Below are 12,626 nucleotides of genomic sequence, written 5' to 3'. Positions count from 1 at the left end.
ATGCGTGCCTATCTTGATCTGCTGCGTCACGTGCTAGAGCACGGTGCCGTCAAGGCCGACCGCACCGGCACCGGCACGCGCAGCGTGTTCGGCTGGCAGATGCGCTTCGATCTAGCCCAGGGCTTTCCGCTGGTCACCACCAAGAAGGTGCATCTGAAATCCATCATCCACGAGCTGATCTGGTTCCTGCGCGGCGACACCAACATCGCCTACCTCAAGGAACATGGCGTCAGCATCTGGGACGAATGGGCGGATGCGAACGGCGATCTTGGTCCGGTCTATGGCAGGCAGTGGCGTGCGTGGGCGACCGCCGATGGCCACGTGATCGACCAGATTCGCTGGGTGGTGGAAGAGATCCGGCGTAATCCGGATTCGCGCCGGCTGATCGTCAGCGCGTGGAACGTGGGCGAGCTGCCGAAGATGGCGTTGATGCCCTGCCACACGATGTTCCAGTTCTATGTGGCCGACGGCAAGCTGAGCTGTCAGCTGTACCAGCGCTCGGGCGACATCTTCCTCGGCGTGCCCTTCAACATTGCCAGCTATGCGTTGCTCACCCACATGGTGGCCCAGGTCTGCGGTCTGGGTGTGGGTGATTTCGTACACACGCTGGGCGATGCACACCTGTACAGCAATCATGTCGAGCAGGCGCGACTGCAGCTGACTCGCGAGCCACGGCCGCTACCCAGGTTGCAGCTCAATCCCGAGGTGCGGGCGCTGGAAGATTTCCGCTACGAGGACATCGCCATCGTGGACTACGCGCCGCACCCGGCGATCAAGGCACCGGTGGCGGTGTAACTGATCGGCAGGCGCCACCGCACTGGAAGTAAGCGGTGGCGTTCGGGTAGTCCAGCGTCATCACGAAATGCTGGAGCACATTGCCGCCGATGGCGCCCTCCGGCGGTTTATCCATTAGCTCGGCCATCATGCCGTGAAAGCTACTGTCCTGGCGCTCGGTAAACCACACGGGCCCCACGCTCCATCCGGCGATCTCCAGCGCGGGTACTTCGATCAGGCGGACCGGATGTTTTGGGAACAGGTCGTCGCCCTGATCCACCACGCGCCAATCGGGATGCGCCTTGTGCCAACGCTCCAGTTGGCTGGTGGTGATGTAGCTGGCGACGCCAGTGCCATCGACAGTAGGCGTGCCGGCGGCCTGGCGGCCAGCCTCGGTGGGATGCGCCGTGGCGCCGGTATCCAGCAACATGTCCAGCGGCTGGCCGTCAACCTTGATGACGATGCGGGGAAACGCCCGCGTAGCCTTGCCCGCCGCGTTCTTCTGGAAGCCCAGCGGTGTGGCATGACTGCCCGGCACGGGGTGCCAGGGTGTCGCATTGAGCACCAGGCGCTGCGTAGGGTAGTCAAAGGTCCAGATGCGACCACCGAGATAGTTCGAGCCAAGCATGCCGTCCATGGCGCCTTGAGAGTGCTCAACCAGCATGATGCCGGGGCACGGATCGTCGGTAGCCGGAAGGCCTCGGCCTGCTTTGAAGGCCGGGGCGGAGGCCATCGGCATCGACGCTCCATGCGCATGACAGGTATGGGTTTTCAGGTTCAGGCGTTTTGCTGCCTCGGGCGTGATCCAGTACAGGCCACCCACGCCACCACCGCCCGTGTCCACCAGCAATTTCATGCGCTGCCCGGTGGGTGTTTCAGGCACCGCGTAGAAATGGCCTGCTTCATAAACCGTGGGCAACACCTGGGACTTCGCTGGCGCGGCGGCCATCGCGGTGGCCGCCAGCAGGATCAAAGTCATCGTCAAGGCAGCGATCCTCGCTAGAATGTCCCGTTAGCGTGGCGGCCGAAGGCTTGGGTCGCAATGCGCCGATTGTCACTTTGCATGACGTTTATTTCGGAGATTCCATGGCCATTTCGCTGATTGCCGCGCTTGACGAGAACTTTGCCATTGGCCGCAAGGGCCAGTTGCCCTGGCATCTGCCGGACGATCTGCGCTGGTTCAAGCAGCTCACGCTCGGTAAGTACGTGTTGATGGGCTATAACACCGCGGTATCGGTGGGGCGTGCTTTGCCGGATCGCACGAACTTGGTGCTGACCCGTAAGCATGAGGCGCCCTTTCCGGGACAGGTCACCGTGCGTTCGGTCGACGAAGGTCTTGCCCGTGCAGGTGGCACCGGGTTGATGGTGATCGGCGGTGGCGAGGTGTATGCCGAAGCGCTGCCCAAGGCACGCCGCCTCTATCTGACCTGGGTCAATGCGGCGGTAGATGGCGCCGATACTTTCTTCCCGGGCGTACATTTCAGTGACTGGACCGAAGTCTCCCGCGTCCATCACAAGAAAGATGGCGACCACGCCTACGACTTCGATATGGTCGAGTACATCCGCGGCCTTTAAGCGTGCCGCTGGACTCCCCTGTGATCCATGTGATGGCCGGCGTCATGGTGGACGCCGGCGGTCGCGTGCTGCTGGCACAGCGACCGCCGGGCAAGCACCTGGCGGGCCTTTGGGAATTCCCCGGCGGCAAGCTGGAGCCCGGCGAACTACCGGGGCCGGGTCTGATCCGCGAGCTGCAGGAAGAGCTTGGGGTGACTGCCGAGGTGGCCGAGCCATTGATCCGGGTGCCATGGCAGTACGATGGCCGGCACCTTCTGTTGGATGCCTGGATGGTGCGGCGCTGGGAAGGCGAGGCAGGATCGCTCGAAGGGCAGGCTTTGCAATGGCTCGCGCCTTCCGCGGTGGACCCGGCGATGCTGGCGCCCGCCGACCGGCCGATCCTGCAAGCGTTGCGTTTGCCTTCCCGTTACCTCATCACGCCTGCCGATCTGGCGCCGGAAGCCTCCGAGATATGCGCACAGATGCTCAGGGACGGCCTTGTGCGTGGCGAGCGGCTGGTTCAGCTGCGCCTGCCGTTGTGGCCGTTGCCACTGGTTCGGAAACTGGCCGCAGAACTGGCGCCCTTGGCGCGGCAGCTGGGCGCCACGCTCGTACTGAACTCGGACGTGGAGGGCGTGCGCGAGCTCGGTCAAGGCGTCGGCGTGCAGCTCAAGGCCTCACAGTTGATGGTCTTGAACGAGCGCCCCTTGCCGCTGAACCAGCTCGTGGGTGCGAGCTGTCACGATGCCGCTGAGTTGGCCCACGCATCTTCGTTGCACATCGACTTCGCCACCTTGTCGCCGGTGGCAGCGACGGCCTCGCATCCCAATGTCACGCCGATGGGCTGGGATGAGTTCCAGTGTCTGGTCGGAGTGGCGTCACTGCCGGTGTATGCCCTGGGGGGCATGCAAGCTGCCGATGCAGATCAGGCCAGAGCGGTGGGCGGGCAGGGTGTCGCCGGCATTCGCGGTTTCTTTGGTGACGGGTTCGCAAGTCGGGGCTGATCGCCCTATGAATGCGTGCTGCTCAAATCAGATGGCCGCTGCAAGAGCCAGGTAGCGCGCATGTAGCTCGGCCACCGCCGCATCGAGCGCGGCCTCGTCGCCGCCGTTTTCGATCACGTCATCGGCCAGTGCCAGGCGCTGGCTGCGGCTGGCCTGCCGCTCGATCATGCGTTGGGCCAGTGCGGCGTCGATGCCGTCGCGTTTCATCAGCCGCTCTAGTTGGACAGTTTCCGGTGCATCCACGACCAGGATGCGCTGTACCCAGCGGTAGTGATCGATGTTCTCCGCAAGGAGAGGGATAGCGAGCAGACAGTAGGGGCCGCGGTCAGATTCCGCATGTTCGCGCAGCCAGGTGCGTACGCGAGGATGCGTGATGGCTTCCAGCGTGCGGCGCGCCGTTTCATCCGCGAAGACGCGGCGGCGCATGCCGGCGCGGTCCAACTGGCCGCCAGCGTCCAGCACATCGGGGCCGAAGCTATCGACAATGGCCTGCAAGCCCTCGCTGCCGGGTTTCACGACTTCCCGAGCGGCGACATCGGCGTCGTAGACAGCAATGCCATGCGCTTCGAAACGCCGGGTGACCGCACTCTTGCCGGCGGCGATACCGCCAGTGAGCGCAACAACGTAAGGGTTATGATGCGCCGTCATCGCAGCCCGGTGATCTGCAGGTAGCTCTGCAGCAGCCAGTCGCCAGCGACAAACCAGAACCAGCCGGCCACGGCGATAAACGGACCGAACGGCATCGGTACCTCACGCTGATGCTTGCGCAGCAGGATCAGACCACCACCCAGCAGCGCGCCGACCAAGGACGAAAGCAGGATGACCGGCAGCAACGCCGTCGGTCCCATCCAGGCGCCAAGGGCCGCCAGCAGCTTGAAGTCGCCATAGCCCATGCCTTCCTTGCCCGTAAGCAACTTGAACAGCCAGTACACGCTCCACAAGCTCAGGTAACCGATGGCTGCGCCCAGGATCGCCGACGTGGGCAGCACGAACATGGGCAGCAGACTGAGCAGCAGGCCGATCCACAGAAAGGGATAGGTGAGCTGGTCGGGCAGGTATTGAGTGCGGAAATCGATGCCGGAAAGCGCAATCAGCATCCAGGTGAATACCAGGCCCGCCAGCGCCGGCCAGGTCGGGCCGAACTTCCAGACGATGATGGCGCTGAGCACCCCACTCAGTAGTTCCACCAGCGGGTATTGAATGGAGATAGGCGTCTTGCAATAACGACAACGCCCGCGCAGCAGAAGCCAGCCGAACAGCGGGATATTGTCCATTGCCGACAACGGATGCTTGCAATGCGGGCAATGCGACGGCTCGCGCACGATGCCAGGAGGGAGGGGGGCCTCCTCTGCATCCAGCTCAAGCACATCGCGTGCTTCCTGGCGCCACATCGCCGTCATCCGCTCAGGCAAACGCAGGATCACCACATTCAAAAAGCTGCCAACCAGCAAGCCCAGCACGGCAGCCGCGGCGATCCAGGCCCAGAGGGGAAGTTCAGCCATGCCTTGTCTCGATTGCTATAAAAAAAGCCCCCCTCCCATCGGGAGAGGGGCCTGGGAAACCAAAGATTACACCGTGCCTGCGAGCTTGAAGATCGGCAGATACAGCGACACCACCATGCCGCCCACCAGTACACCAAGGATCACCATGATCAGCGGTTCAAGCAGCGTGGAAAGGGTGTCGACGGCGTTGTTGACCTCTTCCTCGTAGAACTCGGCCACCTTGAACAGCATGTTGTCCAGGGCGCCGGATTCCTCGCCTATGGCGGTCATCTGCACCACCATGTTCGGGAACAGGCCGGTCTGGCGCATGGCCAGCTGGAGCTGGTGACCGACCGAGACATCGTCGCGCATCTGTCGAACTGCATCGCCATAAACGATGCTGCCGGTAGCGCCTGCCACGGCCTCCAGCGCTTCCACCAAGGGCACACCAGCGCGGAAGGTAACGCCGAGGGTGCGGGCGAAGCGGGCGATGGCGGATTGGCGGAGGATGTTGCCGATTACCGGCAGCCGAAGCATAAGTCGATCGAGGAAATGGGCAACTTTGACCGAGCGTTTTTTAGCGGCAACGAGTGCGACGATACTGCCGACGATTACGCCTATCACCAGCCACCAGTAGTGCTGCATGAACTGCGAGGCGCTGATCACGATCTGCGTAGGAGCGGGCAGTTCAGCACCCGCATCCTTGAAAGTCTGCTCGAACACCGGCACCACAAACAGCAGCAGGACCATGCTGACCAGCAGCGCCACGACCAGTACCATGACGGGATAGAACAGCGCTTTCTTGATCTTGCTCTTGATGCCCTCCATCCGCTCCTTGTAGGTCGCCACAGTATCGAGCACGGTATCGAGTACGCCGGCCGATTCACCAGCGTGGACCAAGTTGCGGTAAAGCTCATCGAATTGCACCGGATACTTGCCTAGTGCTTCATGCAGAGCGGAGCCCCCCTCAATGCCCTGCTTTACATCGACCAGGATATTCTTGAAGCGGACGTTCTTCTGGCCGTCGGCGATGATGTCGAAGGCCTGCACCATTGGCACGCCGGAGGCCATCATGGTGGCGATCTGGCGACTGAAAATGGCCACATCGCGCGGCTTGACCGTGCTTCCGCTGGCGCCAAATAGAGGCTTGGCGCGCTCACGCACTGTTTGGGGATTCATGCCCTGGCGACGCAACTCCGCCTTGACCAGCGAAGCGTTTTTCGCTGGCATTTCCCCTTTCATGCGCTTGCCGCGCTTATCCAGCGCCACCCAGTCGTAAGTGGTCATTTGGCTGATCGCGGCGCGCTCAGCGCCTCGGGTGCGCGCGTCTTTTGTAATTGCCGTTACGGTGGCCATGCGGAATTCCCCCTTCCAAGGCTGTCCGGCTGTGACGAGCGCCGGACGGCAAAATTTTCAGCAGTTTAGGCTATCTACTCTGGTCAATCCGTGCCGAGAGACGCAACTCGAATGCCACTTGCATCCCGATCTGGCCTGGCCGGCTCCCCTTAGTCTTTGGTCACGCGATCGATCTCAGCCAGGCTGGTGACACCGTTCTTCACTTTCAGGAGAGCTGAGGTGCGCAGGTCATTAACCCCTGCCTTGCGCGCGACCTCAGCGATCTGAATGGCATTGCCGCCCTGCAGCACGATCTTCTGGATGTCTTCTAGCATGGGCATCACCTGGTAGATACCCACGCGACCCTTGTAGCCCTCGTTGCAGTTATCGCAGCCGACAGCTTCGTAGATGGTCATGCCTGCGTCGATCTCTTCCTGGGTAAAGCCGGCCGCCAGCAGGGTCTGGGGCGGCAGATCCATTGGCTTCTTGCAGTCGTGCAGGCGTCGTGCCAGGCGCTGTGCGATCACCAGGGTCACCGACGAGGTGATGTTGTAGGGCGCAATGCCCATGTTCATCAGTCGCGCGATGGTCTGCGGCGCGTCATTGGTGTGCAGCGTGGACAGCACCATATGGCCGGTCTGCGCGGCCTTGATGGCGATCTCTGCCGTTTCCAGGTCGCGGATTTCGCCCACCATGATCACGTCCGGATCCTGGCGCAGGAACGAGCGCAGGGCTGCGGCGAAGGTCATGCCGCGCTTTACGTTCTGCTGTACCTGGTTGATACCCTCGACGCGTATTTCCACCGGGTCTTCCACGGTGGAAATATTGCGTTCCGCGGTATTGAGGATGTTCAGTGCGGTGTACAGCGAAACCGTTTTACCCGAGCCGGTAGGGCCGGTGACCAGCACCATGCCATAGGGTTTGTGGATAGCATCCATATAGAGCTGCTTCTGGATTTCCTCGTAACCGAGCTTGTCGATGCCCAGTTTGGCCGACGAGCCATCCAGGATACGCAGCACAATCTTCTCGCCGAACAGCGTCGGCAGCGTGCTGACGCGGAAGTCCACCGCGCGACTCTTGGATAGATTGAGCTTGATGCGACCGTCTTGCGGTACGCGGCGTTCGGCGATATCCAGGCCCGACATCACCTTGAGGCGCGAGGAAATACGGGCGGCGAGCTTCATCGGTGGACTGGCGACCGCGCGCAGCATGCCATCCATGCGAAGGCGAACCCGGTACTGGGTTTCGAACGGCTCGAAATGGATGTCCGAGGCGCCACGACGGATGGCATCTACCAGGATCTTGTTGACGAACTTCACCACCGGGGCATCGTCATTCGCGTTGGCGTCGATGCCAGTGGACTCGGCCTCGTCGTCGCCGGCTTCAAGCGCTAGCTCATCCAGATCGCCGCCACCCATATCGGGCACCGCGGCATTCATGGAAGTAAGGGCGTTCTCGATCACCCGGTGGAGCTGGCCACGCTCGACCAGAATCGGCTCCACCATGCAGTTCGAGTGGAATTTGATCTCATCCAGGGCATGCGACTGCATAGGATCGGCAATGCCGACGAACAGCCGCTTACCGCGTCTGAAGAGAGGCAACGCGTGATGCTTGTTGATCAGCGCCTCGCTGATCAGGTTCAGCGGCATGCTGGAGGGCTGGAGCGACGACACATCCATGGCCGGCATGCCGAACTCGGCCGAGGCGACCTGGGTCAGCCGGGCGCTTTCGACCAGGCTATTGTCCAGCAGCCAAGCGGCGAGATTGGTCTTGTGCTGGGCGGAGTCCAGCACCGCCTTACGCACGTCCGCCTCGGGGAGGACCCCGTCGGACACCAACCGGCGGGCCATACCCGACAGGCCTGCCAATGACGGTTGCATCTGCGTCGACATGTTCAGAAATTCACCCAGCCCCCTGATTGGAGGGGAATTTACTCCAGATGGGGTGGCGGGTCACTCGCTGCCTGGATTCCGGGTTGTTAGTGGTGACGGCGCGCACAATTTCCTCAATGGGAATGGAGGCTTGGAACTGGCGATAGGTCTGCTCGTTTCGTCAAATTCACCACAACTGGAGCAGCGGGGCCGCGTTATCATCAGCGTTCACTCTCGGGGGAGTTGCTTTGAGCCGCCTCAGTATCGTTTTACCTGCCAAGAATGAAGCGGGTGCACTCGCCACTTTGCTGCCGCGTCTGCGGACAGCCCAGCCAGACGCCGAGATCATCGTGGTTGACGATGGCTCCACCGATAACACGCCGGAGATATGTACATCAGCAGGTGTGCAACACCTAGCTTCACCCTATTCCATGGGCAACGGTGCTGCGATCAAGCGCGGCGCTCGAGCAGCTACAGGCGAGCTTCTGGTCTTCATGGATGGCGATGGGCAGCATGATCCGGCGGACGTTGCCCGGTTGCTGGAGCAGTTGGACCGAGGTTATGACATGGTGGTCGGGGCGCGGGACTGGGATAGCCAGGCTGGCGTTGGTCGCGGGGTGGCCAACACCATCTACAACTGGCTCGCCACTCAAATGACCGGACATGAAGTGGCTGACCTTACTTCTGGATTTCGCGCGGTGCGTGCAGACAAATTTCGCGAGTTTTTGCACTTGCTGCCCAATGGCTTTTCTTATCCGACGACTAGCACGATGGCGTTCTTTCGCAGTGCCTACCCGGTGGCGTATCTACCCATCAAGGCAGGGCAGCGAGTAGGGAAGAGCCACATCAAGCCGTTGAAGGATGGCATCCGCTTCTTGCTGATCATTTTCAAGATTGCAACGTTGTATTCCCCGCTGAAGTTGTTTGCGCCGGCAAGTGCGGTGTTCTTTCTGTTGGGGCTTGCGAACTATGCGTGGACGTTCAGTCACGGTGGACGGCTGACCAATATGAGTACCCTGATGTGGAGTGCGGGTGTGATTGTGTTCCTGATCGGATTGGTGTCTGAGCAGATTACGGCGCTGACTTATCGTCGAGACGCGTGACCCAAATGCAGAGTCATCTGGTTTTCGTTATTGGCACTCGTGCACAGTTGATTAAGGTTGCACCGGTCGTTGTTGCTTGCGAAAGATTTGGATTGGCAGCAATCCTGCTCATGACAGGTCAACATCAGGAAACGATGCAGGATCTGATCGAGGAGTTTTCGATCAAGTCGCCTCAAGTGTCGGCACTACCAGCCTCAGAGCGTTCTACAGTGAGGTCTTTGTTGTCCTGGCTTCCCGCCGCTTATCGCGGGGTGAGCCGGCAGCTAAAGTTGTTGGCAAAGCCAGGTGTCTCGCTGGATGTACTTGTTCATGGCGACACGCTTTCAACGTTGGTTGGGGCGTTGGCCGGTCGGCGTTGCGGCGCACGTATTGTTCATTTGGAGAGCGGCTTAAGTTCAGGGAGGATTTTTGATCCATTTCCTGAGGAATTTTGCCGTAGGCTGGTATTTAGGATGACTGACGTCGCCATGTGTCCGAATGCACAGGCTGCCGACTATATGCGCCTTCATCATGACGCTCTGGTCATCGACACGAAAGGCAATACGATTATCGATTCCGTCATTCTGACTGGTGCTGCTTCTATAGGTCGAGAATCGAAGCGCCCGTATTTGGTCGTGTCGCTACATCGTTTTCAGAACATATACGTTGCTCAGCGATTGCGAAATTTGGTGGGTCTGGTTGAGAGCCTTGCGGAAACTTATCTGATTCATTTTGTCTTGCACCCGGCTACCCGGCGACGTCTGGAGGCGGGCGGCTTCATGGCGCGACTTTCCAGTGTGCCCAATCTAAATCTCATGCCGCGCATGGGTTATCGCGATTTTCTCAGGCTCGCTGCCGGTGCTGCTTGCGTGCTCACCGATGGAGGATCCAACCAGGAGGAGTTGGCGGCTCTGGGCGTTCCTACGCTAGTAATGCGAGAGCGAACGGAGCGCCCGGATGGGCTTGGGTCTAATGCAGTCATGGAGGCCAGCATTGCTCAAGGGGTCGCCCAGTTCGTCCAGGAAGAGCGTTTTGTTCAACTGCGCCAACCTGCTATGGATCTCCATCAAGAAGGACCATCGCACTGCATAGCCCAGTTTCTTGCCGATGAAGGCTTGTCATCTCTTCCGGCGAACCCATGAGCGTACTATTCGTTGGCAAGCGTTTTTATACGAATCGTGATGCTCTAAGAGAGCAGTTTGGTCGGATCTATCAGCTGCCCGTGCACTGGGCACACAACGGTATGCGCACAAAACTGTGGCTCCTGGATTATCACACGCGCGAGATTCATAGCCTGCGCGACGGTCGCCTTGAAATTGTTTCCACTCCGCTACTCGGTTGGGCCGCGCTACGGCAGTGGGGTATTGAAGCTTTTACTAGTCAAAAGCCGCAAGTGGTGGTTGCCAGTGGCGACTGCTACATCGGTTTGGTGGCCTATCGGTTGGCGCGGCGTTTGCGGGCACGCTTCGTATTCGACGTATATGACAAGTACGACGAGTTTGCCGGTTACAAGCGTTTGCCGGGTTTTGATCTGTTCGCCTATCTCCTGGATAGATCTGACAGTCGATTGTTTGCGAGTCAGCCGTTGATGGACCGTGTTGGGCATCGAGCGGGGGATGACTTCATCGTGCCCAATGGCGTCGATCTGAAAAGGTTTCGTCCGCTGAATATGCAAGAGAGTCGAAAGCTGTTGGGTTTCCCTCTAGAGGTGATCTTCATTGGTTATTTCGGCAGCATGGAGCCTGATCGTGGTGTTGATGACCTGATTGCTGCTGTGCAGGAATTGCGTGGCGAGGGTATGGCCATTGAACTGCTGCTTGGCGGCAGGGTGCGGCCTGACATGGATCTTCGGCAGCCGGGCATTCGCTATGTTGGGAATGTGCCGTTTGAGCATATGCCGACGATGCTCGCTTGTTGCGATCTACTTTCGGTGCCTTATCGCCGCTCTGCCATCATGGATGCAGGGGCTTCCAACAAGATAGCTGAGGCGATTGCATGTGGGCGGCCGCTTGTTGCCACGCGCACCCCTAATCTCATTGATAACTTTCCGTTGCAGGCGGCACAGCTCAGGTCAGTTCTAGCAGAACCAAGTGATATAGCCGATTTGCGGCGAGTCATTCGTGAGCAGCTAGCACGACGGATTACTGTGGATCTTCCCAAAGGCATGGATTGGCCTGGAATTGCGGCGACCCTGGCTGCTGATTTGTCGCTTAAGAGTGATCAATCCAGCGATGAGGGAGTAGGGCAGTGAGTCAACTGCGTTGCGTGGTGTGCGTCATAGGTACTCGCCCGGAAGCCATCAAGATGGCCCCAGTGGTTGCGGCATTGCGGGCCACGGAATGGGCTCGATGCGTTGTTGTGGCGACTGCCCAGCATCGGGACTTGCTTGATCAGATGCTCAGCCGCCTGGAAGTTCCTGTCGATCATGATTTGAATCTCATGACTGAGGGACAGGTGCCGACAGACCTGATTGCCAGGATGTTGCCGGCGCTCGATCGCGTGCTAGTAAAAGAGCACGCTAGTATTGTTCTGGCGCAGGGCGACACCACCACGGTTTTGGCCGCTGCGCTAGCTGCCTTCCATCGGCGAGTTCCATTTGGTCACATTGAAGCGGGTCTCCGCACCCAGAATCTCGGCCAGCCCTTCCCCGAGGAGGGGTATCGGCAGATGGTGGCTCGCATTGCGCGCTGGCATTTCGCACCTACCTCAGGAGCGGCTGAACACTTGCGCGCGGAAGGAATCTCCGACGCCAGCATTTACATTACGGGTAACACGGGTATCGATACATTAATGCACACGGTGCGTAAACTCGGGCCTGCGCCGGCTCGACAAGGGAGAGCGATTCTGCTAACTGCGCATCGGCGTGAGAATTTCGGGTTACCTTTGCGGAACATTTTGGCAGCAGCACGCGAGTTAGCTGATCGCTATTCTGATATCGAAATCCTCTACCCAGTGCATCCCAATCCTAATGTGCAGGAATCCGCTCGGAGTGTTTTGGCGAACCATCCGCGGATCAAGCTCTTACCTCCACAGGACTACTTCGATTTCGTTGATCTGATGCGCCAATCCTCCCTGATCCTTACTGATAGCGGAGGTGTGCAGGAAGAGGCTCCCGCGTTGGCTAAGCCGGTGTTGGTGCTCAGGGAGCAAACGGAACGCCCGGAGGCTATAGATGCAGGTGTAGCGAAATTGGTCGGTACTGATACGGGGCGAATCGTTGCGGCCGCGATGCATCTGCTCGATGACGCGTCTTCTTATGCGCGTATGGCCAAAGGGACGTCGCCATATGGCGATGGGAAGGCGGCAGCGAGAATTATCAGTGGATTGACCTAATAGTGCAGGTGTCTATGTTGATGCTGTGAATATCTGGCTTAGGGACTTCATCTTGAGGGTATACCGCATGACGCTGGTGTCTTGTCCTCCGCGACAGTGAACAATCGTTTCACGCAGTATTCCCAAATGGAGTTTGATGGCTTGCTATGCACATCGATCCAAGTTTGGTTACCTCTATTTGTCGAGGGTAGG

At 59.6% G+C, this 12,626-nt stretch carries 12 protein-coding genes; 7 read left to right on the top strand and 5 right to left on the bottom strand.

From position 1 onward, the window contains the following. Positions 1-795, top strand: coding sequence for a thymidylate synthase (locus ISS97_RS13280; RefSeq protein WP_379983983.1), 795 nt, complete (start codon positions 1-3; stop codon positions 793-795). On the opposite strand, the gene ISS97_RS13275 is transcribed toward ISS97_RS13280, so the two are convergent. Then, a complete protein-coding gene (locus tag ISS97_RS13275) occupies positions 773-1,753 on the bottom strand; it encodes a hypothetical protein (RefSeq protein ID WP_379984058.1) in 981 nt (326 codons plus the stop codon). The genes ISS97_RS13280 and ISS97_RS13275 overlap by 23 nt on opposite strands. A 107-nt stretch (positions 1,754-1,860) precedes the next feature. Between ISS97_RS13275 and ISS97_RS13270 the strand changes: the two genes are divergently transcribed. Both ISS97_RS13270 and ISS97_RS13265 read left to right on the top strand, forming a co-directional pair. Next, positions 1,861-2,349 (top strand): dihydrofolate reductase, encoded by a 489-nt coding sequence (locus ISS97_RS13270; RefSeq protein ID WP_379983982.1) that lies wholly within the window; start codon positions 1,861-1,863, stop codon positions 2,347-2,349. Between the two features lie 20 nt (positions 2,350-2,369). After that, positions 2,370-3,332, top strand: a complete 963-nt coding sequence (locus ISS97_RS13265; RefSeq protein ID WP_379983981.1) for a Nudix family hydrolase — start codon at positions 2,370-2,372, stop codon at positions 3,330-3,332. Between the two features lie 27 nt (positions 3,333-3,359). On the opposite strand, the gene coaE is transcribed toward ISS97_RS13265, so the two are convergent. The 4 genes from coaE to pilB all read right to left on the bottom strand — a co-directional run bounded on the left by coaE (position 3,360) and on the right by pilB (position 8,040). Further along, positions 3,360-3,980 (bottom strand): dephospho-CoA kinase, encoded by a 621-nt coding sequence (coaE, locus tag ISS97_RS13260; RefSeq protein ID WP_379983980.1) that lies wholly within the window; start codon positions 3,978-3,980, stop codon positions 3,360-3,362. Further along, a complete protein-coding gene (locus tag ISS97_RS13255; RefSeq protein WP_379983979.1) occupies positions 3,977-4,834 on the bottom strand; it encodes a prepilin peptidase in 858 nt (285 codons plus the stop codon). Before ISS97_RS13255 ends, coaE begins: the two co-directional genes overlap by 4 nt. Positions 4,835-4,900: 66 nt before the next feature. Then, positions 4,901-6,169 (bottom strand): type II secretion system F family protein, encoded by a 1,269-nt coding sequence (locus ISS97_RS13250; RefSeq protein ID WP_379983978.1) that lies wholly within the window; start codon positions 6,167-6,169, stop codon positions 4,901-4,903. Positions 6,170-6,318: 149 nt separating this feature from the next. Further along, positions 6,319-8,040 carry a type IV-A pilus assembly ATPase PilB gene (gene pilB, locus ISS97_RS13245; protein ID WP_379983977.1) on the bottom strand — a complete coding sequence of 574 codons (1,722 nt, stop codon included), beginning with the start codon at positions 8,038-8,040 and terminating at the stop codon, positions 6,319-6,321. Between the two features lie 227 nt (positions 8,041-8,267). Here pilB and ISS97_RS13240 point away from each other — a divergent pair, with 227 nt between their 5' ends. From ISS97_RS13240 to wecB, 4 genes are read left to right on the top strand one after another with little or no spacing between them, the layout of a single operon-like run. Then, positions 8,268-9,122 carry a glycosyltransferase family 2 protein gene (locus ISS97_RS13240; RefSeq protein ID WP_379983976.1) on the top strand — a complete coding sequence of 285 codons (855 nt, stop codon included), beginning with the start codon at positions 8,268-8,270 and terminating at the stop codon, positions 9,120-9,122. A 5-nt stretch (positions 9,123-9,127) separates the two neighbouring features. Further along, positions 9,128-10,243: a UDP-N-acetylglucosamine 2-epimerase gene (locus ISS97_RS13235; protein WP_379983975.1), complete on the top strand. Its 1,116-nt coding sequence runs from the start codon at positions 9,128-9,130 to the stop codon at positions 10,241-10,243. Further along, positions 10,240-11,352, top strand: a complete 1,113-nt coding sequence (locus ISS97_RS13230; RefSeq protein ID WP_379983974.1) for a glycosyltransferase family 4 protein — start codon at positions 10,240-10,242, stop codon at positions 11,350-11,352. Before ISS97_RS13235 ends, ISS97_RS13230 begins: the two co-directional genes overlap by 4 nt. Then, positions 11,349-12,434, top strand: coding sequence for a non-hydrolyzing UDP-N-acetylglucosamine 2-epimerase (gene wecB / locus ISS97_RS13225; protein WP_379983973.1), 1,086 nt, complete (start codon positions 11,349-11,351; stop codon positions 12,432-12,434). Before ISS97_RS13230 ends, wecB begins: the two co-directional genes overlap by 4 nt. The last annotated feature ends 192 nt before the right edge of the window (positions 12,435-12,626 follow it).

The organism is Dyella koreensis (assembly GCF_044904565.1).
GTDB classification, from domain to species: Bacteria; Pseudomonadota; Gammaproteobacteria; order Xanthomonadales; family Rhodanobacteraceae; genus Dyella_D; species Dyella_D koreensis.
This window is presented reverse-complemented; position numbering and strand designations above follow the sequence as displayed.